Origin of the sequence: Streptomyces tatrensis, from assembly GCF_049310065.1 — a bacterium.
GTDB lineage: Bacteria > Actinomycetota > Actinomycetes > Streptomycetales > Streptomycetaceae > Streptomyces.
This window is the reverse complement of sequence record NZ_JBMDLB010000011.1, coordinates 3,007,326-3,030,107: the sequence shown is the minus strand read 5'-3', so window position 1 is coordinate 3,030,107 and position 22,782 is coordinate 3,007,326. Positions and strand designations below refer to the sequence as shown.

The 22,782-nt window shown below is 73.1% G+C and carries 20 protein-coding genes and 1 pseudogene; 7 read left to right on the top strand and 14 right to left on the bottom strand.

Going from position 1 to position 22,782, the window contains the following annotated elements; all coding sequences use genetic code 11:
- Window positions 1–124 precede the first annotated feature (124 nt).
- The 3 genes from ACODT5_RS29515 to ACODT5_RS29505 all read right to left on the bottom strand — a co-directional run bounded on the left by ACODT5_RS29515 (window position 125) and on the right by ACODT5_RS29505 (window position 3,762).
- Window positions 125–637 carry an XRE family transcriptional regulator gene (locus ACODT5_RS29515; RefSeq protein WP_385372859.1) on the bottom strand — a complete coding sequence of 171 codons (513 nt, stop codon included), beginning with the start codon at window positions 635–637 and terminating at the stop codon, window positions 125–127.
- A gap of 531 nt (window positions 638–1,168) precedes the next feature.
- The gene (locus ACODT5_RS29510; protein WP_422522210.1) at window positions 1,169–2,074 is read right to left on the bottom strand and encodes a helix-turn-helix domain-containing protein; all 906 of its coding nucleotides are present in this window, start codon (window positions 2,072–2,074) and stop codon (window positions 1,169–1,171) included.
- A 245-nt stretch (window positions 2,075–2,319) separates the two neighbouring features.
- On the bottom strand, window positions 2,320–3,762 hold the full coding sequence (locus ACODT5_RS29505; RefSeq protein WP_422522209.1) for an RNB domain-containing ribonuclease: 1,443 nt from the start codon (window positions 3,760–3,762) through the stop codon (window positions 2,320–2,322).
- A 267-nt stretch (window positions 3,763–4,029) separates the two neighbouring features.
- Between ACODT5_RS29505 and yaaA the strand changes: the two genes are divergently transcribed.
- A complete protein-coding gene (yaaA, locus tag ACODT5_RS29500) occupies window positions 4,030–4,830 on the top strand; it encodes a peroxide stress protein YaaA (RefSeq protein WP_422522208.1) in 801 nt (266 codons plus the stop codon).
- 189 nt (window positions 4,831–5,019) lie between these two features.
- Here yaaA and ACODT5_RS29495 read toward each other — a convergent pair whose 3' ends face one another.
- A complete protein-coding gene (locus ACODT5_RS29495) occupies window positions 5,020–5,658 on the bottom strand; it encodes a MerR family transcriptional regulator (RefSeq protein ID WP_422522207.1) in 639 nt (212 codons plus the stop codon).
- A 170-nt stretch (window positions 5,659–5,828) separates the two neighbouring features.
- On the opposite strand from ACODT5_RS29495, the gene ACODT5_RS29490 reads away from it, so the two are divergent.
- A complete protein-coding gene (locus ACODT5_RS29490) occupies window positions 5,829–6,785 on the top strand; it encodes a hypothetical protein (RefSeq protein WP_422525076.1) in 957 nt (318 codons plus the stop codon).
- Between the two features lie 4 nt (window positions 6,786–6,789).
- Here the strand turns inward: ACODT5_RS29490 and ACODT5_RS29485 are convergent, their stop codons facing one another.
- Window positions 6,790–7,539 (bottom strand): bifunctional DNA primase/polymerase, encoded by a 750-nt coding sequence (locus ACODT5_RS29485; protein ID WP_422522206.1) that lies wholly within the window; start codon window positions 7,537–7,539, stop codon window positions 6,790–6,792.
- A 191-nt stretch (window positions 7,540–7,730) separates the two neighbouring features.
- Window positions 7,731–8,381 (bottom strand): TetR/AcrR family transcriptional regulator, encoded by a 651-nt coding sequence (locus ACODT5_RS29480; RefSeq protein ID WP_422522205.1) that lies wholly within the window; start codon window positions 8,379–8,381, stop codon window positions 7,731–7,733.
- A gap of 115 nt (window positions 8,382–8,496) precedes the next feature.
- Here ACODT5_RS29480 and ddaH point away from each other — a divergent pair.
- Window positions 8,497–9,315 (top strand): annotated as a pseudogene (gene ddaH / locus ACODT5_RS29475) (dimethylargininase); the annotation flags it as partial.
- 87 nt (window positions 9,316–9,402) lie between these two features.
- Here ddaH and ACODT5_RS29470 read toward each other — a convergent pair.
- Together ACODT5_RS29470 and ACODT5_RS29465 are read right to left on the bottom strand one after the other, a co-directional pair.
- Complete coding sequence (locus tag ACODT5_RS29470) at window positions 9,403–10,407, bottom strand: small ribosomal subunit Rsm22 family protein (RefSeq protein WP_422522204.1); 1,005 nt, start codon at window positions 10,405–10,407, stop codon at window positions 9,403–9,405.
- A 55-nt stretch (window positions 10,408–10,462) separates the two neighbouring features.
- Window positions 10,463–11,779: a Bcr/CflA family multidrug efflux MFS transporter gene (locus ACODT5_RS29465; RefSeq protein WP_422522203.1), complete on the bottom strand. Its 1,317-nt coding sequence runs from the start codon at window positions 11,777–11,779 to the stop codon at window positions 10,463–10,465.
- A gap of 108 nt (window positions 11,780–11,887) precedes the next feature.
- Here ACODT5_RS29465 and ACODT5_RS29460 point away from each other — a divergent pair, with 108 nt between their 5' ends.
- The 3 genes from ACODT5_RS29460 to ACODT5_RS29450 all read left to right on the top strand — a co-directional run bounded on the left by ACODT5_RS29460 (window position 11,888) and on the right by ACODT5_RS29450 (window position 14,184).
- On the top strand, window positions 11,888–12,658 hold the full coding sequence (locus tag ACODT5_RS29460; RefSeq protein WP_422522202.1) for an SDR family oxidoreductase: 771 nt from the start codon (window positions 11,888–11,890) through the stop codon (window positions 12,656–12,658).
- Window positions 12,659–12,748: 90 nt separating this feature from the next.
- Window positions 12,749–13,606, top strand: a complete 858-nt coding sequence (locus ACODT5_RS29455; protein ID WP_422522201.1) for a PhzF family phenazine biosynthesis protein — start codon at window positions 12,749–12,751, stop codon at window positions 13,604–13,606.
- A complete protein-coding gene (locus ACODT5_RS29450; RefSeq protein ID WP_422522200.1) occupies window positions 13,606–14,184 on the top strand; it encodes a GNAT family N-acetyltransferase in 579 nt (192 codons plus the stop codon). Before ACODT5_RS29455 ends, ACODT5_RS29450 begins: the two co-directional genes overlap by 1 nt.
- 1 nt (window position 14,185) lies before the next feature.
- Here ACODT5_RS29450 and efeU read toward each other — a convergent pair whose 3' ends face one another.
- From efeU to ACODT5_RS29420, 6 genes are all read right to left on the bottom strand, one after another.
- A complete protein-coding gene (efeU, locus tag ACODT5_RS29445) occupies window positions 14,186–15,061 on the bottom strand; it encodes an iron uptake transporter permease EfeU (protein ID WP_422522199.1) in 876 nt (291 codons plus the stop codon).
- 18 nt (window positions 15,062–15,079) lie between these two features.
- The gene (efeB, locus tag ACODT5_RS29440; protein WP_422522198.1) at window positions 15,080–16,384 is read right to left on the bottom strand and encodes an iron uptake transporter deferrochelatase/peroxidase subunit; all 1,305 of its coding nucleotides are present in this window, start codon (window positions 16,382–16,384) and stop codon (window positions 15,080–15,082) included.
- Between the two features lie 34 nt (window positions 16,385–16,418).
- Window positions 16,419–17,570, bottom strand: a complete 1,152-nt coding sequence (gene efeO / locus ACODT5_RS29435) for an iron uptake system protein EfeO (protein WP_422522197.1) — start codon at window positions 17,568–17,570, stop codon at window positions 16,419–16,421.
- Between the two features lie 187 nt (window positions 17,571–17,757).
- A complete protein-coding gene (locus ACODT5_RS29430) occupies window positions 17,758–18,681 on the bottom strand; it encodes a heme ABC transporter ATP-binding protein (protein WP_422522196.1) in 924 nt (307 codons plus the stop codon).
- On the bottom strand, window positions 18,678–19,817 hold the full coding sequence (locus ACODT5_RS29425; protein WP_422522195.1) for a FecCD family ABC transporter permease: 1,140 nt from the start codon (window positions 19,815–19,817) through the stop codon (window positions 18,678–18,680). The genes ACODT5_RS29430 and ACODT5_RS29425 overlap by 4 nt, the downstream gene beginning before the upstream one ends.
- Before the next feature lies 1 nt (window position 19,818).
- Window positions 19,819–20,811, bottom strand: coding sequence for a heme/hemin ABC transporter substrate-binding protein (locus tag ACODT5_RS29420; protein ID WP_422525075.1), 993 nt, complete (start codon window positions 20,809–20,811; stop codon window positions 19,819–19,821).
- 183 nt (window positions 20,812–20,994) lie between these two features.
- Between ACODT5_RS29420 and ACODT5_RS29415 the strand changes: the two genes are divergently transcribed.
- Complete coding sequence (locus ACODT5_RS29415; protein ID WP_422522194.1) at window positions 20,995–22,518, top strand: HtaA domain-containing protein; 1,524 nt, start codon at window positions 20,995–20,997, stop codon at window positions 22,516–22,518.
- The last annotated feature ends 264 nt before the right edge of the window (window positions 22,519–22,782 follow it).

Below are 22,782 nucleotides of genomic sequence, written 5' to 3'. Positions count from 1 at the left end.
TCCGCACACCCGATCGGGTCTGAGAGTAACCGGAAGCACAGCAGGGGCTCGGTGAGGACGTATCGGTGGCCGGAATATGGCCGATCGGGTGAGGCGCGTGGCTGATTTTTGGCTGGTCCGGGCCTCAGGACTCCTTGCCGCGACGGCGGCGGGGCTTCACATCCGGAAGCCCTTCGGCCTTCCGCAGCTGCTTGATCAGGCCGGTGACGGACCGCATGGACCCGGCGGACAGCCCGCTGAGGCGGAAGGCCGCGGCCTTCACCTGCTCGTCCTCGAGGACCTGGGCGAACTCGTCGGCCGCGGCGGCCTTGCCCATCTCCTCGCGCAGCCGCGCGATCCGCTCCTCGATCCGCTGCTCGATCGCCTGGGCGTTCTCGCCGTCGGCCAGGTATCCGACGGTGACGCCGAAGAAGTTGGCGATCGCGCGGATCGAATCGATGCCCGGATTCGGGTTGTTGTTCAGGCGGATGGTCTGGACCGTGCCGTGCGAGACGGAGGGCCCGGACAACTTCCTGGTGCCCTCGGCGATCTCCTGGTACGTGTACGGCCCGCGGCCCGCCGGATGGATCGTCTCGATCAAGAAGCCGAGGCGGTCACCCATGGTGTCCCGCCGGTCGGTGGGGGTCTCCTCACCCATCACCGTCACTGCTCCCGTCTACGGCTGGATCCGATGGTCCAGTACTAAATCATCACCGGCATTATCTACCTGCCTAGATGGCTTTCGCCACACAGTGCAACGAAGTTCGTCTACCCAGCTAGCGGACCCCGGGGAATGTGACCCACGCCACACTGCCCCCGGGGCGCCCCGCGGGACCTTGACAGGGCATGTGTGCCGCGGCGTATCTTCGTCCAGCCGTCTAGCCCACTAGATGCTCCGGCGCTCAATCACTCGACGCAAAGCGTCTAGCCGACTGAGTCGCGGAGCCGGTGGGCGGGGGCGGAAGGAGCAGGAGCCGCGATGCCGTCACGACGGCAGGCTCCGGGCGCGGGACGCGCTCGCCCGCGGGCTGAGGTACGGGGGTCCTCAGCCCGGGGCGGGCGAACCGCTCGCGGACGGGAGCCGACGCCCGTCGGCGGGATCGGGCGGGGTCCGGTCTGGTCGGCATGGCATGGCATGGCATGGCCCGGCCCGGCCCGGCCCGGCCTGGTCTGGTCGGTCAGTCCCGTCCTAGCCGGACAGCATCACGCTGCTGACCCGGCCCGCCATCCGGTCCAGTACCGAGCCGGGCGCCAGGCCGCCCCTCAGCAGGACGAACCGGGACGGGGGCAGCCCCGTCATCGCCTTCACCTCGCGGCTCAGGTGCGCCTGGTCGTGGTAGCCGCACGCCGCCGCCACCTGCGCGGCGGCCGTTCCCGCCGCCAGCATCCGCAGTGCGTGCTGCAGCCGGAACACCCGGGCCATGGCCTTGGGGGACAGGCCCACCTGCTCGCGGAACCGGGCCCGTACGGTACGGGCGCTCCACCCCGTCGAGGCGCTCACCCGGGTCAGGGAGCGGCTGTTCGCCCAGAGCCCGGCGAGGGCTCCGTCGACCTCGGGCGCGGGGGAGGGGCCGCGGTCGAGGCGGGCGCAGAACAGCTCGTCGAGCAGGGTGAAGCGCTCCGTCCACGAGGGGAGCGCCTGGAGCCGTTCGGTGAGGTGGCGGCCCTGTGCTCCGAGCACGTCCGCCAGGTCCACGTGGGCGTCCTCGAAGTGCCACATGGGGATGCCGAACAGCCGGTAGCAGCCCTGCGGGGTCATGTTCACCTCCAGCCCGTGCACCACTCCCGCGTGCACCCCGATCGCCGGCACCGTGCGCGGGCCGCTGATCATGGCCCGGGCCGCGGGCCGCAGTTGGGCCGCGGAGAGGTTCTCCGTACGGGAGACCCACAGGCCTTCGGAGAAGCTGAAGACCAGGGTCACGCAGCCGGTGGGCAGCTCCAGTCGGCGCCTCGGGGCGGTGAACTCGGTGTGGAAGCCCGTGTAGTTGATGACGAGCGGCCGCAGCGCGGCGGCCGGCCGGCGGCGGCGCGCCGACCGGCGGCCCGGGGCGGCGGTGGGCATCGCGCGTGCGTCGAAGGTCTCGACGGATCCCATGTCCGGTCCCTCCCGCCGCTGTTGCGCGGCCGGTGATACCGCGCGGTCGGCCGATGATGGCAGGTCACAGGGGGCGATGGCCAGAGTGGTCCGGCGCTCGGACCCTCGAATCCGCGGAGCCGGACGCGTCGTCGGCCACCGGCTCCGCCACCGCTGGCAGCCACCGCTGACAGCCACCGCTGACAGCCGGGGCGGGCCGCCCCGGCGACGCCCTGCCCGGCGACGCCCCGCCCCGGCCGGACCCGCTAGACCGGCGCGAAGAGCACCTTCGCCCGCCCCGGGTCCGCCTCCGTCAGCCGGACCCTGATCCGGTCGCCCAGCGGCAGCTCCGCCGACGCGGACTCCACGCGGCCGATCACCGCCGGATCCTCCAGGTGGACCGTGCCGACCAGCGGCTCCCGGTCCTTGACGTCGATGACCGTCGCCTCGAAGATCTCCCCGACGCGGTCCTTGAGCAGCGCCGCCTCCACCAGGTCCACGGACTCCCGCTCCGCCGTGTTCGCCAGCCGGGTCCCGTCCGACATCTCCTTTGGCAGGGCGTCGAGCGCCTCCAGCGCCCAGCCGGGGGGCTCCGTCCCGGCGACGGACGCCACGCACAGCTCGCCCGTGTACCGGTCGACGAGCCGGCGCAGCGGCGCGGTGCAATGGGCGTACGGGGCCGCGACCGCGGCGTGCAGCACGGGGTCCGGGGTCCGGCCGCCGGTGAAGACCGTGTAGCCGGCGCCGCGCAGCAGGGCCGTGCACTCCTGGAGGAAGGCGGCGTGGGCGGGATGGTGCGGATCGAGCCCGCGCACGAGCTCCGCGTACGGGACGTGGTGCGGCCAGTCGATCCGCAGGGCCTTCGCCGCCCGGCGCAGCCGCCCGACCGCTCCGTCGGGGGCGGTCGGCAGGGTCCGCAGGATGCCGGTCCCGGCGGCGAGCATCAGCTCGGCGGCGGCCATGCCGGTCATCAGGGAGATCTGCGCGTTCCAGCCGTCGGCCGGGAGCGGAGCCCGGTAGGCCAGGCTGTACGAACCCTCGTGCTCGACGATCTCCTGCTCGGGCACGTTCAGCGAGATCCCCCCGCGCTCCGTCTCCAGGGCCTCGCGCAGCCGCCCGATGTCCTTCAGGAGGGCCAGCGGCTCCTCCGCGGTGCCCGCGTCGATGGCCTTCTGGACGCCGTCGTAGTCGAGTTTGGCCCGGCTGCGCACGAGCGCGCGGCGGACGTCGGTGCTCTCCACCCGCCCCTCGGCGTCCAGGTCGAGCCGCCACAGCAGGGCCGGGCAGGTCTGGTCGGGGAGCAGGCTGGCGGCGCCCTCCGAGAGCACGGCCGGGTGCAGGGGGACCTTCTCGTCGGGGAAGTAGAGGGTGGTGACCCGGCGGTGGGCCTCGGCGTCGAGGGCGCCGCCGGGGGTGACGTAGGCGGCGACGTCGGCGATGGCGTAGTGGACCCGGTAACCGCCGGAGGGGCGCTTCGCCAGGTGCATGGCCTGGTCCAGATCGCGTGCGGTCGGCGGGTCGATCGTGAAGAAGGGGATGTCGGTGGCGTCGAGATCGGGGAGGAGGGGGCCGCGTACCGCCCGCTCGGCCTCGGCGAGTACGGGCGCCGGGAACTCCTCCGGCACGTCCAGCTTCGTCCGCAGTTCACGCAGCGCGGCCCGCAGGGCAGCCCCGTCTGCGCCGGTCATGATCATATGACGGCGTGGCATGAGCCGAGCCTAGGGGGTGTCTTGCCGATCAGGCCGGATCAGGGAGCGGTGTCTGGTGTCGTGCATCGCAAGGCGGAGGAGGGAGTCGACGCGGAGCGTCGGCGAGTGACGACAACGCGGCGAGGCGCGGTGCCAGGCGCCGCGAGCCCGGCCTGATCGGCAAGACACCCCCTAGGGCCGGTGGGGCCGGGCGGCACGGCGAGCCGTCTACCCTGGTCGGGGGCCGCACCCCCGTCGCTGTGCCGTGCCCGTCTAAGGAGAACCACCGTGCTCGTGCTGCTGCCGCCGTCCGAAGGAAAGGCCGCCGGCGGCTCCGGCGCACCGCTGAAGCCGGAGACGCTCTCGCTGCCGGGGCTGGCCGCGGCCCGGGCCGCGGTGCTGGAGGAACTGGTCGAGCTGTGCGTGGGCGACGAGCTGAAGGCCCGCGAGGTGCTCGGCCTGAGCGAGGGCCTGCGCGGTGAGGTCGCGAAGAACGCGGAGCTGATGACGGCGGTCGCCCGGCCGGCCGGCGAGATCTACACGGGCGTCCTCTACGACGCGCTGGGTCTGTCGACCCTGACGCCCGGGGCGGCGTCGCTGGCCGCGGAGTCCCTGCTGGTTTTCTCCGGGCTGTGGGGGGCGGTCGGGGTCGCCGATCGCATTCCCTCTTATCGCTGCTCGATGGGCGTGAAGCTGCCGGGGCTGGGGGCGCTGGGTGCGTTCTGGCGCGAACCCATGGCTTCGGTGATGCCGGAGGCGGCGGGGGAGGGGCTGGTCCTGGACCTGCGGTCCTCGGCGTACGCGTCGGCTTGGAAGCCGAAGGGGGAGGTGGCGGGGCGCACGGCGACGGTCCGCGTGCTGCACTCCCAGATGGTGGACGGGGTGGAGAAGCGGTCGGTGGTGAGCCACTTCAACAAGGCCACCAAGGGGCGTCTGGTGCGCGACCTCCTGTCGGCGGGTGCGGTGCCCGTGTCGCCGGAGGAGCTGGTGACGGCCCTGCGGGACCTGGGGTTCACGGTGGAGGCCGAGGCGCCCTCGAAGCCGGGCAAGGCCTGGTCCCTCGACGTGGTCGTCACCCAGATCCACTGATCGGGCGCGGTTCCTGCCGGTGGCTGCGGGTGGGGCCGGTGCCGGGGGCGGGGTGGGGTGTCGGCCTGGACTGCATGATTTAGGCGCCCTGTCATCGGCTTTGAGGGTGGCGGGCTTTTTGCGCGCCACACATCACGCTTTACGTCCAGGCCGACACCCCACCCCGCCCCCGTCCCCGGCCTGGGCGGGTCAGTCCGCTCGGGGGGTTCCGTAGGTGCGGGACGAGGCGTCCACCTGAGCGAGGCGGCGCAGCGCTGCGAACATGGCGTCGCCCAGGACCGTGCCGACCGCGACCGATTCGACCAGGTCCTCCCGTGCCACCGCGTGGGTCGTGTACGCCAGGTCCGCGCCGGCCACCAGCTCGGCCGCCTCCGCGTACGTGTCGAGTACCTCGGTGAAGGCTCCGTGACCGGACCGCTCCAGCGCGGCCAGCGCGGCGGCCAGTGCCTCGCCCGCGGGGGTGTCCGCGTCCACGTGCCAGCCGCGCCGCTCGATGATCCCGGCCACCTTCGCCCGTGCGAGCTCGGTCTCGGCATCGGGCGTGCCGTGGTGTTCGGGAACCAGCGCGTCCGCCACCGAGCCGAGCATCTCGTGGACCGACCGGTCCTTGTCGTCGATGGAGCGGATCACTTCCCCGATGGCCGCCACGGGGAGCTTCCCCACCTCCAGGAGGCCGCGGATCAGGCGCAGCCTGCGCTCGTGCGTCTCGTCGTAGTGCGCCTGGTTGGGGCTGCTGAGCAGACCGGCCGGGAGCAGGCCCTCCCGTACGTAGTACTTGATCGTCGGTACCGGTACCCCGGTCCGCGCGCTCAGCTCTCCGATGCGCATCTTCGTTCCGTCCGTCCCTGAGCCCCTTGTGTGTGCCATGCCCATCATAGATAGTGGCACTACCGGATAGTGGTGAGTGTCACTATCTATTCTCCCTGGGGGTAGAGATGTCGTTCCCATTGGCTTTTCCGCGTACCTGGCACCGTCCGCTGGTGGTGTTCGCCGGCGTCATGGCGTTATGGGCGGCCGGTTCCGCCGTCGGCCTCCTCGTCGACGACCGGACCCTGCTGGGCGCCCCGGTCTGGGCCAAACCCCTCAAGTTCGCCGTCTCGCTCGCCGCCTACGCCTTGAGCCTGGCCTGGATGATCTCCCTGCTCGAACGGGCCCGGCCCCGGCTCGCCCGGCCGGCGTGGTGGGCGGGCACCGTGGTGGTGGCGACCAGCGCCGTGGAGATGGTGCTCATCACCGCACAGGCCGCCCGTGGCCGGCAGAGCCACTTCAACTACGCCACTCCCTTCGACGCGCGGCTGTACGACGTCATGGCCGGGACCATCGTGACGCTGTGGCTGGGTGCGCTGGTGATCGCCGTCCTGCTGTTCCGGGCCCGGATCGCCGACCGGGCCACCACGTGGTCGATCCGGATCGCCGCGACCCTGGCGCTGGCCGGCGCAGGGCTCGGCTTCCTGATGACCCAGCCGACGGCCGCGCAGCGCGCGGTCGGCGACGACCGGGCCGCGATCGTGGGCGGACACGCCGTGGGGGTGCCCGACGGCGGCCCCGGCATGCCGCTCACCGGCTGGTCCACCACCGGCGGCGACCTGCGCGTCCCGCACTTCGTCGGGATGCACGCGCTCCAGTTGCTGCCGCTGTTCGTCCTGGTTCTGGCCGCCCTCGCCGCGCGGTTCGCCGTGCTGGGGGAGGAGCGGGTACGGCTGCGCCTGGTGCTGGTCGCGGGCGCGGTGTACGGGGCGGTACTGGCGCTGCTGACCTGGCAGGCGCTGCGGGGTCAGCCGCTGACCGCGCCGGACGGGACGACGCTGGGCGCGGCCGGGCTGATCCTGGCGGCCGCCGTACTGGGGACCCTGCTCAGCCTCCGCCGGGGCGGCGGGCCCGGCGCGCGCGAGGGCGCCGGCCCGGCGGGACCCCGTTCCGTGCCGCGGCCTTCGGTGCGGAGCTCCGGCTCCTAGGGCGTCAGCGGCCCAGGGGCCAGGCGACCTTGGCGGGGGTCTGGTCGGAGGCGCCGGCGTAGGTGGCGCACGCGTCCGTGAGGGTTTCCAGCAGGGTCAGCGGGTCGACGAGCGGGTGCTCCATGCCGCGGAGCCAGGTCACCGCGAGGTCACCCGGGAGCGCGGCCGGCGGGACCAGTACGTAGCTGCCGCGGCAGTGCCAGCGCAGTCCGGGGTGCTCGTCCATCGTCTCGGGGTGGCAGTCCAGTTCGCAGGGCCACCACTCGTCCTCGTCCTCGGGCGTGCCCCGGGTCGCGGTGAAGAAGAGCATCCGGGCCTGGTCGCCCGTACCGCCCGATTCCGCCACCGGTCCGACCTCGACGCCGGCGGCCAGCAGGCGTTCCAGCGCGCTGTGCCCGGCCTCCAGGGGGACGTCCAGTACGTCGTGGACCATGCCCGTCGCGGTGATGAAGTTGGCCGCGGGCTGGTTGCGCGCCCAGCGTTCGACCTGCGCGCGGTCCGTCGTGGACTGCGTCTGCCAGGCGAAGGACACGGGGTGTCGCGCGGGCGTCGGACAGCCGACCCGGTCGCACGAACACCGGTAGCCGGCGGGATGCGCGGCGGGCGAGATCGGCAGACCGGCCGCGGCGACGGCCAGCAGCAGCGCTTCGCGTTCTCGTGCGGGGTCCGCGGCGTCGGGTTTGGGCTTGCGGCGCAGCCACTGGGAAATCCTGCTCTGCTCGCCGCGTGTGACGCGGCCCGACTCAGACCCCATCTATCCCCTCACCTACACCGTTGCCCCGGCAGACCCTCACATGTTCCCACCATCCTGGGCGCCGGATGACCGCACCCCCCGACCAGGAGACCCACATAACCATAGAAATCAGCCATATGTTCTCGGCCGTCAGGAGCCCATGACTTATCCCACCCCGGCCCCGCCCCGACCTCTCGGGGTCCCGCCCCTGGTCAGGGCCTCGCGCCGGCTCCGCCCAGCACCGAGTCCACCAGCGCGTCCGCATACGCGTGCGTGAGCGGCGCGGTGCGCAGCAGCCAGCGGTAGGTCAGAGGTCCGAGCAGCATCTCCACGGTCAGCCGCAGATCGGTGTCCGGCGGGAGCTGTCCGGCGTCGCGGGCCGACCGCAAACGCTCCTCGTACAGCGCGAGCTGGGGCTCCAGCAGCTGCTCGGTGAAGCGCGCCCCGAGCTCGGGGTCGGTGGCGCCGGCCGCCGTCAGGGCGCGCGCGGGGGCCGCGTACCGCTCGTCGGCGAACTCGTCCACCGTCGCCCGCAGTACGTACTTCAGGTCGGCGGCCAGGTCCCCGGTGTCGGGGAAGCCGGTCCACGCCCCCTCGGACTGCGCGTCCCCGGCGAGCGCGACCGAGGCGTCCAGCAGGACCGCGGCCTTCGACGGCCACCAGCGGTAGATGGTCTGCTTGCCGACTCCGGCGCGGGCGGCGATGGCCTCGATGGTCAGCTTGTTGTAGCCGACCTCCCCCACCAGATCGAGCGCCGCGTCCAGGATGGCCCGCCGCGAGCGGTCGCTGCGGCGCGTGGCGTCCGGGGACCGGGGGGCGGAGGCGGGGCCGGTGCCGGGGTCAGGGAGGGGACTGGAGCTCATTTCGGCAACTTATCAACCACGAACCGCTCGTCTTTCAGCCGTTCAGGAAACCACCCAATCAGTTCACTGCGCCGTCCTCGCGGAGGAGAGACGATTCTCTTCTCATCACCGTGAGGAGCCCTCATTGCGCAGAGACGCCACACCCCGGCGGTACCTGATGTGCCCACCCGCGCACTTCAAGGTCACGTACTCCATCAACCCGTGGATGGACCCCACGAAACCGGTGGACCTGCCCCTGGCCCTGGCCCAGTGGGAGGACCTCCGCGACCGCTACCGGGCCCTCGGCCACACCGTCGAAACCCTCGTCCCCGACCGCATGCTGCCCGACATGGTCTTCGCGGCCAACGGCGCCCTCGTCATCGACGGCCGGGTACTGGGCGCGCGGTTCGCCTACCCCGAGCGGGCCGCCGAGGCGGAGCTCCACCTCGACTGGTTCCGCAACAACGGCTTCCAGGACGTGCACGAGCCCTCGCACGTCAACGAGGGCGAGGGCGACTTCGCCGTCACCGCCACCTACATCCTGGCAGGCCGGGGCTTCCGCTCCAGTCCGCTCTCGCACGACGAGGCCCAGGAGTTCTTCGGCCGCCCGGTCATCGGTCTCGACCTGGTCGACCCGCGCTACTACCACCTGGACACGGCCCTGTCCGTGCTCGACGGCGACGAGGTCATGTACTACCCGGACGCCTTCTCCGCGGGCAGCCGGGCGGTCCTGCGCCGGCTCTTCCCCGACGCCCTGCTCGCCGAAGCCCAGGACGCGGCGGCCCTCGGGCTCAACGCGGTCTCGGACGGCCGGCACGTGCTCCTCCCGCAGGAGGCGACCGGACTCTTCGCACCCCTGCGGGCGCGGGGGTTCGAGCCGGTCCCGATGGATCTGGGGGAGCTGCTCAAGGGCGGCGGCAGCGTGAAGTGCTGCACGCAGGAGCTGAGGCCCTAGCCGCGGGCGGCGCGCTCCGAACGGGCCTGGGCCCCTGCGGGCTCAGGCCCCCGGGGCTCGGGCCTCAGGAGCTCGGGCCTCAGGGCCTCAGGCCTCCTGCGGGGGCGGCCACTCCTGGCCCCAGTCGGCGTCGCGCGCCGCCTTGTACAGGTCTCCGTGGCGCTTGGTCACGTTGACCCGGGTCTGCCCCTCGGCCTCGGGTCCGCACAGCTCCAGCTGGACGAGCCCCTTCCGGATCTGCGGCCTGCGCGTGATCCGGGCGGCGGCCGGCTCCACCGGGAAGCGGGTGGCGGCCACGTAGCTGAACTTCTCGTCCTCGTAGGCGAGGGAGCCGCCCTTGACCTGCCGGTGCAGGGAGGACCGGCTGACCCGGGTCGAGAAGTGGCACCAGTCCTTGCCGACCTCGATCGGGCAGGTCCCGTCGTGCGGGCACGGCGCCGCGACCCGCAGCCCGGCCTCGATCAGCTGGTCGCGGGCCTCGCGGACGCGCAGGTACCCCTCCGGCGTGCCCGGTTCGACCAGCACCACGGCCTGACCGGCCCGCGCCGCCTCGGCGATCACCTCGCGGCGGGCTTCCGGAGTCAGTTCGCCCAGCACGTAGGAGACCGTCACCAGGTCCGCCTCGGGAATCGTCAGCCCGGCCCCGATGACGGTCCGCCGCCACTCGGCGGCCCGCAGCGTGGCGGAGGAGGAGGCCGCGGCCAGCTCCTTGCCGAGGAGCAGCGCCGGGTCGGCCCAGTCCAGTACCGCCGTCTCGCGGGGACCGCCCCAGGTGGCGTCAGCCGCCCAGGCCGCCGCGCCGGTGCCGCCGCCCACGTCCACGTGCGAGGCCGGGGACCAGCCCGGGGCCGCTTCGGCGAGCCCGTCCAGGGCGGACCGTACGGCCTCGAAGGTGGCGGGCATCCGGTACGCCGCGTACGCGGCCACGTCGGCGCGGTTGCGCAGGACGGGCGTATGGGTCGGGATCTCGCCCCGGTAGTTGGCGATCAGCCGCTCCACGGAGGCCGTGGCCTGCTTCTGCGGGAGGCCTTCGAGCAGGCCGGCGAGGGCGCTGCGCAGGGTTTCGGCGGTGGTGGTGGCGGAGTCGTTCACCCGCCAAGTTTACGGGGCCGGGCCGGCCGTGACGCCCGTGCCCGGCCCCGGACGGTCAGAGCGCCGTGCTGCCGGTGCCGCCGGTGCGCCAGGGGCGGCACAGGACGACGAAGCAGAGGACCGCGAGGAGGGAGCAGGCCGCCTGGACCACGGCCATCGGTACCGCCGTGTCCTCGCCCGCGATGCCGACCAGGGGGGAGGCCACGGCTCCGACCAGGAAGGAGGAGGTGCCGAGCAGCGCGGAGGCCGAGCCGGCCGCGTGCGGGGCGCGCATCAGGGCCTGCGCGTTGGTGTTCGGCAGCACCAGGCCCATCGCGGACATCAGGACGAACAGCCCGGCGCAGATCGCGAAGAGCCCGACCTCGCCGAAGACCCCCGCGGTCATGAGGAGCAGGGCGGTCGAGGCCGCCAGGATGATGGCGAGCCCGTACCCCAGCACCTTGTCCAGGCTGACCCGGCCGACCAGCAGCTTGCCGTTGATCTGGCCCACCGCGATCAGGCCGAGGGAGTTGACGCCGAAGAGCAGGCTGAAGGTCTGGGCCGAAGCCCCGTAGATCTCCTGCACGACGAACGGCGAGGCGGAGATGTACGCGAACAGCGCCGCGAAGGAGAACCCGCCGGCCAGCGTGTAGCCGGCGAAGACCCGGTCGGCGAACAGCCCGCGCATGGTCCGCAGCGCGGCGCCGACGCCGCCGGTCTGGCGCCGCTCGGGCGGCAGCGTCTCGTCGAGCTTCCGCCAGACCAGGACGGTCAGCAGGGCTCCCACGACGGTGAGGACGACGAAGACCCCGCGCCAGTCGGCGAAGCGCAGCACCTGCCCGCCGATGAGCGGGGCGATGATCGGCGCCACGCCGGATATCAGCATCAGGGTGGAGAAGAACCGGGCCATCTCGACCCCGTCGTAGAGGTCGCGCACGACGGCCCGCGCGATCACGATCGCGGCCGCGCCGGCCAGGCCCTGGAGCAGCCGGAAGGCGATCAGCAGCTCGACGGTCGGGGCGAAGGCGCAGATGGCGGTGGCGAGGACGTAGACGACCATGCCGATGAGCAGGGGGCGCCGACGGCCCCACTTGTCGCTCATCGGGCCGATCACCAGCTGGCCCAGGGCCATGCCGGCGAGGCAGGCGGTGAGGGTGAGCTGGACGGTCGCGGCAGGGCTGTTCAGGACCTTGGTCACCGTCGGCAGCGCCGGCAGGTACATGTCCATGGACAGCGGGGGGAGCGCGGTGAGCCCGCCGAGGATGAAGGTGACGAGCAGCCCCGTCCGGCGGGCGGCCGTCAGGGGTGCGGTGGTGGTGATGGTGGGGGAAGGGGAAGGGGTCGAGGGCGACGAGTCCTTCGAGGGCGCTGTCGCGCGGCCTCTCTCCGACATGCGGAAACTCCAGTCTTATCGTCATTTCTCAGCACCCCTGCCGCCCCATGCTCTCAGCAATCGGAACGTTCCGGGACGGGCGGCCCGTGTGACGTAACCTGCGGCCCCATGAACGCACGTGTGAAGCAGATCGCCGTAGTGACCGGAGCCGGATCCGGAATCGGCCGCTCAGTGGCCCTCACCCTCGCCGCCGCCGGATGGGCGGTGGCCGTGGCCGGCCGCAGGACCGGGCCGCTGGAAGAGGCCGCCGAGGCCGCCAGAGCCGCCCACCCGGACGCCGACGTGCTGTGCGTACGGGCCGATGTGAGCGACCCGGACGACGTGACCGCGCTGTTCGAGACCGTTCGCGAGCGCTACGGGCGGGTCGACCTGCTCTTCAACAACGCCGGCACCTTCGGCCCGGCCGGAGTCCCGCTGGAGGACATCTCCTACGAGGCCTGGCGCTCGGTGGTCGACGTCAACCTCACCGGCTCCTTCCTCTGCGCGCAGGCGGCCTTCCGGGTGATGAAGGCCCAGGACCCGCAGGGCGGCCGCATCATCAACAACGGCTCCATCTCCGCGCACGTGCCCCGGCCGAACTCGATCGCCTACACCGCGACCAAGCACGCCATGACCGGCCTGACGAAGTCCCTGTCGCTGGACGGACGCCCGTACGGGATCGCGTGCGGGCAGATCGACATCGGCAATGCGGCCACCGAGATGACCGAGCGGATGCAGACCGGGATCCTGCAGGCCAACGGACAGCTCGCGGTGGAGCCCGTCATGGACGCGTCCGACGTGGCGCGCACGGTGCTGCACATGGCGGAGCTCCCGCTGGGGGCCAACGTGCAGTTCGCCACGGTGATGGCGACCGCGATGCCCTACATCGGGCGCGGCTGACCCGTTTCGCACCCGTCCCGGGGCTGTCCCGACCTGCGCATACGCTCCGGATCCGGGAATGCGGGCCCGCGGGCCGCAGTTGAGGCGATCATGACCGACGTACTGCGCTACACCGCCTTCTCCGACGACCCGGCCGGCGGCAACCCCGCCGGTGTCGTCCTCGACGCCGCCGGCCTCGACGAGGCCGCCATGCTGAAGATCGCCGCCGAACTGGACTACAGCGAGACGGCCTTCCTCACCGCCCCGCCCGAGGGCCTGGGCGGAGCGGACGGCAGGGCCTTCACCGTGCGCTACTTCAGCCCCAAGGCGGAGGTCCCCTTCTGCGGGCACGCCACCGTGGCCACCGCCGTGGCGCTGGGCGAGCGGATCGGCACGGGCGAGCTCGTCTTCGCGACCCGCGCGGGCACCGTGCCGGTGTCGGTGACCCGCGAGGGCAATGGGCTGCGCGCCACCCTGACCAGCGTCGAACCGCACACCGAGGACCTGGACCCGGCCGACCTCGCCGAGGCCCTGGCCGCGCTGGACTGGCCCGCCGCCGACCTGGATCCGCAGTTCCCGCCGCGGATCGCCTACGCCGGCGCCCGCCACCTGGTGCTCGGCGCCGCCACCCGGGCCCGGCTCGCGGACCTCGCGTACGACTTCGACCGGCTGGCGGCGCTGATGCAGCGCCTCGACCTCGTCACCGTGCAGCTCGTGTACCGGGCGGGTCCGGCGGAGTTCCACGTGCGCGACCCCTTCCCGGTCGGCGGCGTCGTCGAGGACCCGGCGACCGGCGCGGCCGCGGCCGCCTTCGGGGCGTACGCCCGCGAGATCGGCCTGGTCCCGGCCGACGCCGTCCTCACCCTCCACCAGGGAGCCGACATGGGCCGCCCGGGCGTCCTGACGGTGGAGCTCCGGTCCGGCGACTCCCGGGTCCGGGTGGGCGGCGCGGGGGCGCTGATCCCGTAGTGCGCATCGAGACGTACGAAGTCCTGCCCTCCGGGCTCGCCGCGCAGGTGGCGGCCCTGGAGGCGCAGGCATGGCCCGGGTCGTCCCCCGGGCACGACCCGGCGCTCGCCCCGCGCGCGGTGCTGCTCCTGGGCGCCGACGGGCGGGTCGCCGCCTGCCTGGCGCTGCTGCACAAGCCGGTCCGGCTCGCGGACGGGCGCACGTACCGCGCGGCCGGGCTGAGCGGCGTGGTCACCCGGGCCGACGTACGGGGGCGCGGCCACGGGGGCCGGCTGGTCGCGGCGGCCCGCGCCCTGCTCGCCGCCGATGCGGCGGTGGACCTGGCGCTGTTCAGCTGCGACCGGGAGCTGGTCCCGTTCTACGAGGCGGCCGGCTTCGAGGTGCTGCCCGGCACGGTCCTGGTCGGCGGCACCCCCGCGGACCCCCTCGCGACGGACGCCCCGGGCCTCACCAAGACGGTGCTCGGATGGTTCCCCGCCCGCGCCGCGGACGGTGAAGGCCGCGCGGACCAGGTCCGCGCGGCCTTCACCGGCATCCGCGTCCCCCTCTACCCGGGGACGGTCGACAGGCTGTGGTGAGTCAGGAGCCGCTCGGCGCCGACTCCTTCGACCCGGACGCCGGCGCCGGCGCCGGAGCCGGCTCCGGCTTGCCGCGCTTGACGAGCGACGGGGCCAGGAACAGGGCGAGCACCGGGACCAGGTACAGGGCCCACACGACGACCTGGAGCACCGTCGGGTCCGGCTGGAAGTTGAAGGTGCCCTTCAGTAGGGTCCCGTACCAGCTGTCCGGCGGGATCGTCGAGCTGATGTCGAAGGCCTTGTCGTTCAGCCCCGGCACGAAGTCGGCCTCCTGGAGGTCGTGGACCCCGTACGCGAGCACGCCCGCGGCGACCACGACCAGCATGCCGCCGGTCCACGTGAAGAACTTCGACAGGTTGATCTTCAGCGCACCGCGGTAGAACAGCCAGCCCAGGACGATCGACGACCCGATGCCGAGCAGCACACCGATCAGCGGGCCCGCGCCGTCACCGGCCGCGTGCACCGAGCGCCACACGAACAGCGAGGTCTCCAGGCCCTCCCGGCCGACGGCCAGGAACGCGGTGGCGACCAGGGCGCCGGTGCCCATGGCGAGCGCCGCGTCGAGCTTGCCCTGGAGCTCGGCCTTCAGGTGCCGCGCGGTGCGCTTCATCCAGAAGACCATCCAGGTGACCAGGCCGACCGCGACGATCGACAGGGTGCCGCCGATGGCCTCCTGCGCCTTGAAGGTCAGTTCCTGCGTGCCGAACTCGAGGCCCGCGCCGAAGGCCAGGGACACCGCGGCGGCCAGGCCGACGCCCAGCCACAGCGGCGCCAGCCTGTCCCTGTTCCCGGTCTTCACCAGGTATGCGATGAGGATGCAGACGACGAGGCTGGCTTCCAGCCCCTCGCGCAGTCCGATCAGGTAGTTGCTGAACATCTCGGTTCTCCCCGTCCCCTACGCGAACAGCGTCCGGCCCCACCAGTCGTCCTTGTCGCGGACGCCCGGCGGGACGGCGAAGACGGCCGAACCCACGTGCTGGATGTATTCGTTGAGGACGTCGGACTTCGCCAGGCTGCGCTGCACCGGGACGAAGCCCTTGCGGACGTCGCGCTGGTAGGCGAGGAAGAACAGGCCCGCGTCGAGCCGGCCCAGTCCGTCCGTGCCGTCGGTGAAGGAGTAGCCGCGGCGCAGCATCATCGCGCCGTTGTTGGTGTCCGGGTGCGCGAGGCGGACGTGCGCCTCGGGCTTCATCGCCTTCAGGAACGGCTCGTCGCGCTCCTTGGACTTGCCCACGGGGGCACCCTCGCCCTTGTCGCGGCCGAAGATGTCCTCCTGCTCGCCCAGGGGGGTCCGGTCCCACGTCTCGATGTTCATCCGGATCCGGCGCGCCACGAGGTACGAGCCGCCGGTCAGCCAGTCGCTGCCGTCGCCGGCGCCGACCCACACGTGCTTGTCCAGGGCGGCCTTGTCGGTGCCCGAGATGTTCCGGGTGCCGTCCTTGAAGCCCATCATGTTGCGCGGGGTCTGCTCCTCGGGCGTGGTCGAGGAGGTCTTGCCGAAGCCCAGCTGCGACCAGCGCACCGCCGTCTTGCCGAAGCCGATGCGGGCGAGCTGGCGGATGGCGTGCACGGCGACCTGCGGGTCGTCGGCGCAGGCCTGGACGCACAGGTCGCCGCCGGAGCGGGCCGGGTCGAGGTTGTCGCCGGGGAAGAGCTCCAGGTCGATCAGGGCCCCGGGGCGCTTGCCCTCCAGGCCGAAGCGGCCCTTGGCGAACAGGCCCGGCCCGAAACCGATGGTCAGGGTGAGGCGGGAGGCCTTCAGGCCCAGCGCCTCGCCCGTGTCGTCCGGCGGGGCCTCCGGGAGCCCGCCGAAGCCGCCCTCGCCGACCGGCTGACCGGCCGTCATCAGGCGGGCCGCGGCGGTCCAGTCCTTGAGGAGCTGGATCAGCTCGGCGCGGTCCTTCGTCTTCACGTCGAAGGCCGCGAAGTGCAGGCGGTCCTGGACGGCACTGGCGATACCGGCCTGGTGCTCGCCGTGGAACGGCACGGCCGCGCCGGCCGCGGCCGCCGAGACCATGTCGGGGCCCGAGTTCAGAGCGACGGCCGTACCGCCGGCCGCCGCCGCGCCGAGCGCGAGGCCCGCGCCGCCCCAGCCCAGCACGGCCCGGCGCGAGGGCGCGCCCGGGGCGGCCTGCTCCGGGGAGCCGTCGCGCGCACCGTCGTCCGGTGCGGACTCCTGCTCGGACACCGATTCGCTCATGTGAGGATCTCCCGCCTGCTCTGCTGTTCCGGAGTTACTTCGCGACCGCGGCGGCCAGCTTCGAGAGCGGCTCGGCCAGCGCGTTGACGCCGTCGGAGAGCTCCTTGCGCTCGGCCTCGCCGACCTTGTCGTACGAGACGAACTCGTACACGGCCTTGTTCGGGCGGTACTTCTCCAGCAGGTTGTTCAGCGCCGCGAACTGCTTGTCCAGCTCGGCGGTGAGCGCGGGGTCGGTCTTCGAGGTGACCGGCTTGAGCAGCTCGTACGCCTTCTCGGCGCCCTCGACGTTGGCCTTGAAGTCGACCAGGTCGGTGTGGCTGTAGCGCTCTTCCTCACCCGTCACCTTGCCGGTGGCGACCTCGTCGAGGAGCTCCTTGGCGCCGTTGGCCATCGAGGTGGGGGTGATCTCGGCCTGGCCGACCTTCTTCTGCCACACGGCCAGGTCGGCCATCAGGGTCTCGGCGAGCTTCTTGTCCGCGTCGTCGATCTTGTTGCCCTCGAAGAGGGACTTCTCCAGCTTGTGCCAGCCGGTCCAGTCCTTCTCCGGGTCCTGGCCCGCCTCCAGGCCGTCCTCGCGGAGGTCGACCTTCGGGTCGATGTCACCGAAGGACTCGGCGACCGGCTCGGTGCGCTCCCAGCCGATGCGCGAGGGGGCGTACGCCTTCTTCGCGGCGTCGACGTCGCCGGCCTTGACCGCGTCCGCGAAGACCTGCGCCTTGGGGATGGTCTCGTCGGCCTGCTCCTGCACGTACTTGCGGTACGCGGCGACCGCGGCGTCGGCCTCGGGGCTGCGCTTCACGGCGGCGCCCCCGCCGGTGGCCTTGACCTGCTGGCGGATGCCGTCGCCCTTCATGCCGGGCTTGCAGGCGATCTCGTAGTCGCCCGCCTTGAGCTCGGCGGTGATGGTGGCCTTGGTGCCGGGGCCGATGTTCTCGCGCTCGGTGACGATGCGGTCGTCGGGGAACAGGACGTAGAGCTCGGTGACCTTGGAGCCCTTGTTCTCGACCTCGATGGTGACCTTGCCCGCCGGGAACTCCTTCGCGGAGACCTCGCAGGCCGAGTCGGAGGCGGCCACCTTGATGACGCCGTCGCCGGACGCGTCGCTCTTCTCGGAGCAGCCGGTGACCGCGGTGAGGGCGGCCACGACGGCTGCCGCGGTGACGACGGTGAGGCGGGCGGGGCGCATAGGGGGCTCCTGGCAGTCTGGCGTTCGGCAGACGACCGCCCCGATCGGGTGGGGGCGGCCGGTGAGGCGGACCTAACTTAACCGAGGCTTACCTGACCCATACCCAGACGTCCAGTGATTCAGAGCACACCTCCGACCGCCGGACACGGGGCTGTCACGGACGCCCCACGACGCTCCCATGCCGGGGTCAAGCCGAGGTCAAGCCCTGGTGGGCGTTCCGTACGGCGGCACGCTCCGCTCCGGGATTCCCCGGCTCGCCGTCCCGTACGGGGACCACCAGCGGCGCCCCGGTGCGCGGGTGCGGGAGGACCTCCACCGGCTGGCGGTAGACCCGGCTCAGCAGCCCGTCCTCGAACACCTCCGCGGGCGGGCCGTCCACCGCGATCCGGCCCTCGTGCAGGACGGCCACCCGGTCCGCGTACGCCGCCGCCAGACCCAGGTCGTGCAGGACCACCACGACCCCGTCCCCGGCCGCCGCCCGCTCCCGGCAGATCCGCAGCACCAGCTCCTGGTGGCGCAGGTCCAGGGCCGCGGTCGGCTCGTCGAGCAGCAGCAGCGGGGCCCGCTGGGCCAGTACGCGGGCCAGCGCGACCCGGGCCCGCTCGCCGCCGGACAGCGCAGAGAACGGGCGGGCCGCGAAGCCCGTCACCTCGGTGGCGGCCATCGCGGCGGCCACCGCCTGCTCGTCGGAGTCGGCCAGCTCGGTGCCCGCCCAGGGGGCGCGGCCCATCCGTACGACGTCCTCCACCGGAAAAGGGAAGGCCAGTGCGGCCGATTGGGGGAGCACCGCCCGGCGCAGCGCCAGCTCGGGGGCCGGCCAGTCGCCCACCGGGCGCCCGTCGATCCGGACCTCCCCGGAGTCCGCCGGCAGGTCCGCGGACAGGGCCGCCAGCAGGGTGGACTTGCCCGCACCGTTCGGCCCGACCAGGGCCAGCACCTCCCCGGCCCGCACGGTCAGCCCGATCCCGGCGAGCACCTCGCGCCCGCCGAGCCGTACGCGCAGGTCCGTGACCTCGGCGAGCGGCGCACCGGGGGCCGGCCGGGCGGGGACGGTGCGCTTGTTCCCGCGAAGGCGGAGCGCGGCGAGGCCGGAACGCAGCCGGACGCTCATGCCCAGCCTCCTTGCTTGCGGCGGGTGCGGCGCAGCAGCCAGAAGAAGAACGGGCTGCCGAGCAGGGCGGTCAGGACGCCGAGCGGCAGCTCGGCGGGCTGGGCGAGGGTCCGCGCGGCCAGGTCCCCGGCGACCAGCACCACGGCTCCGGCGAGCGCGCTGCCGGGCACCAGGAACCGGTGGCCCGGACCGTTGGCCATGCGCAGCAGGTGCGGCACGAGCAGCCCGACGAAGCTGATGATCCCGGCCACGGCGACGGCCGCCGCGGTGAGCAGCGCGACGAGCAGGATCAGCGCGAGGCGCAGCCGCTCCACGTCGACGCCGAGGTGGCGGGCGGGGCGCTCGCCGAGGGACAGCAGGTCCAGCTTGCGGGAGTAGAAGGGGGCGAGGGCCAGGCCGGCCAGCGCGCAGGGCAGGACGGCGAGCACCTTGGGCCAGGTGGCCTGGGCGAGGGAGCCGAGCTGCCAGAAGGTGATCTGGTTCACCTGGCCGCTGTCCGCGAAGAAGATGAACAGGCCGATCAGGGCGCCCGCGAAGGCGTTGACGGCGATGCCGGTCAGGATGAGGGTGACGACCTCGGTCTTCCCGCCGTTGCGGGAGAGCAGGTAGACGGCGCCGACGGTGATCAGCCCCGCGACGAACGCGCAGGCGGTGACGGTCCAGTTGCCGAAGAAGGTCAGGCCCAGCCCGATCGCGGCGACCGCCCCGACGGCCGCGCCCGCCGAGATCCCGATGACCCCGGGCTCGGCCAGGGGGTTGCCGAACACCCCCTGCATCAGCGCCCCGGCGCAGCCGAGGCCGGCGCCGACGAGCAGGGCGAGCACCACGCGGGGCAGCCGTACGTTCCACAGCACGCTCTCCCCGACCCGGTCGAGGGCGGCGCCCCCCAGCCCGAGGCGGTGCTGCACCGACCCGACCACTTCCCCGAGCGGGATCTCGTAGGCACCCACTCCGGCGGAGACCAGCGCGAGGAGCACGAGTACGGCGGCCAGTGCGCCGGTGAGCCAGGCGGAACCCCACCGCCGCCGGGGCGGTGCGCCGGCGGCGGTGGGGGCGTCCCGGGACGCCGCCCGCCCGGGAGCGGGAAGGGGGTCCGCTCCGGGCGGCGTCTCGGGGGCTTCGTAGGAGAGGGACACGTCAGGAGGCCTTGCCGTAGAGCTGGGTGATGAGGGAGGTCAGGACCTGGTCGGTGCGGGGGCCGTAGTTGAGCAGGACCCCGTCGTCGACGGTGATGACCCGCCGGTCCATTCCGGCCGGGGTCTGGGCCACACCCGGGATCTTGACCAGCCCGTCCACGCCGCCGACGGACTCCAGGCCCTTGGACATGACGAGGATCGCATCGGGCGCTGCCGCCGCCAGTGCCTCGCTGGTGATCGGGGTGAAGTCCTTGCCGAGCCCCGACTCCGGGCCCGTGTCCAGCGCGCCGGCCGCCTCCAGCAGGGAACCGGCGCCGGAGTCGGAGCCGCCCATCAGGTACACGGAGGCCGTGCCGCGCAGGTAGAGGAAGGCCACGCGCGGCTTCTTGCCCGAGGCGGGCAGGGCCTTGCGGGCGGCGGCGATCCGGTCGGCGGTGCGCTGGTTGAGGCGCGCGCCGGCCTCCTTGACGCCCAGTGCGGCGGCCACCGCGTCGGTGCGCTCGGCCACGTCCTCCAGGGACTTGGCCGGGGCCACCACCAGGAGGGGGATGCCCGCGTCGCGGATCTGCTGGATCGCCTCGGCGGGGCCGGAGGTGGTCTCGGCCAGCACCAGGGTCGGACGCAGCGACAGCACGCTCTCGGCGGAGACGTCGTGGCCCCGCGTCACCACCGGGAGCTCCGCGGCCTGTTCGAAGGTGGCGGTGATGTCCTTGGCGACGACCTTGGGGCCGAGCCCGAGGGTGTACACGATCTCGTTGAGGCCGCCCGTCAGCGGCACCACCCGGTCCGCCGAGGTGACGGTGACTTCGGCGCCGTCCGCCGAGGCCACGGTCGCCGGAAGGACGGGTACGGGCGCCGGGGCGAGCGGTTCCACCCGGTCCGGGACGGCCGGGGCGCCCGCTCCGGTGGCGGGGGAGGGGGCGGCCGTACCTCCGCAGGCGCTCACGCCGAGTGCCAGGACCACGGAGGTCAGGGCGACGGCGAAGCGGGACATGCGGGTTGAGGCGGCGGGCGTAGGCACGAAGGCACCGTCCTGATCGTCCGACTGGGGTGGTGGACCCGGTTCGCTGGGGGTGGGGGCCCGGTTCGAGGTTCCGGGTGCCAGGGGGTTTCCCACCCGGCCGAACGTAGCTTAGGTTAGCCTAACCTCGCTCGCTAGACCCTGGAGGGGACATTCATGTCCGCAAGACCCACCCGTGCGTCCGCCGTCGCCCTACTGGCGACCCTGGCGGCTCTGGGAGCCGTTCTGCTCCCGGCGACCGCCGCCCAGGCCGCGGGCCGCACCGTGGAGGGCGGCCGGCTCGACTGGGGCATTAAATCCTCCTTCCAGAGTTACGTCGCCGGGCCGGTGTCTAAAGGAGGGGCCAAGCTGAAGAACGGAGCCGCCACGGCCGGCGGCAGCCTGTTCCGCTTCCACTCCGCCAGCGGCTCCTACGACCCGGACAGCGGCTCCCTGGAGTCCTCCTTCAGCGGCGGCGTCTCCTTCCAGGGCCACCAGAAGGCGGACGGCACGTACGAGCTGGACATGAGCGTCAGCCGCCCCACCGTCAAGATCAGCGGCGGCAGCGGCACCCTCTACGTGGACGTCTCCAGCAAGGCCAAGGAGGGCGGAGCGGTCACCACCGCCTCCCAAGTCCCCTTCGCCAAGCTGGGCCTGGGCGGGGTGAACATGAAGGGCGGCAGCAGTCCGGTCGCCCTCGCCAACGTCCCGGCCACTCTCACCGAGCAGGGCGCCAAGGCCTTCGCCGGCTACTACGCGGCCGGCGCGCAGCTCGACCCGGTCTCGTTGTCCGTGGACGTCAAGGCCGCCGCTGCGGCCCCCTCGTCCTCGTCCGCGCCCTCGCCGACCGCTCCGGCCGCCTCCCAATCCCCGCAGGCCGCCGGGCAGTTCACCGACGCCGCCGTGGACTGGGGAGTACGGCGCACCTTCCGCGAGTACGTCTCCGGCTCCATCGGCCAGGGCAAGTGGGAGCTGGCCGAAGGCGCCCAGGACGGCGGCGCGCTGTTCCGCTTCCCGCAGGGCAAGGGCGCCTACGACGGCGCGAAGGGCACCCTCGACGCCGCCTTCGCCGGGTCCGTGCACTTCACCGGGGCCCACCTCGACCTGAAGCTCGCGAAGATCACGGCCAAGGTGGAGAACGGCAAGGGCGTGCTGTCCGCCGACGTCACCACGGGCACGGACACCAAGCCCGCCGTCCCGCTCGTGGAGTTCGACGCCAAGGGCCTCACGACCGAGGGCGGCCTCGCCACCCTCACCGAAGCCCCGGCCACCCTGACCGAGGGCGGAGCCGCGGCCTTCAACTCCATGTACAAGCCCGGCACCGAGATGGACCCCGTCTCCCTCGCGGTCGCCCTCGACGCCACCGCGAAGCTCCCGGCCCTCCCGAACCTCGGCTCGACGGCCACCCCCGCAGCCCCGCCGGCCCCGACCGCGACCCCGGCCGCCGCCGCGAAGGCGGACGGGTCCTCGAACACCGGCCTGTACGCCGCCCTCGCGGTGGCCGTCCTCGTCCTCGCCGGCGGAGCGGCCTTCCTGGTCCTGCGCAACCGCCGCAAGGGGGCGACGCCAGCGCCGGGCACCGGAACTCCGGCCCCGGCTACGGGCGCTGAGCCCGCGGCTGCCGACCCGGCACCCGGGAACCCGGACTCCCCGGGCTCCCCGGATGCCTCCGGGGGTGACGGGGCCGCACCGCGCGGCTGACCCGCGCCCCGAACCCGTACCGACCGCCGGGCCCTTCGGCAGGGCCTCGTACGGCCCGCACCGGCGGGGCCCCGCACCACCCCCGCCCGGCGGGCCGGGCTCACCCGAACCGCCCGAACCGCCCGGCCCGCAAGCCCCGCAAGCCCCGCAAGCCCCGTAAGCCCCGTAACCACGCTCGAGCCCCGCAGGCCCCGTACCGCCAGGGCTCGGCTTCGCCCTGCTCGCGAGGGCCACCGCACCACACCCCTTCCGCCTCCTCCACCC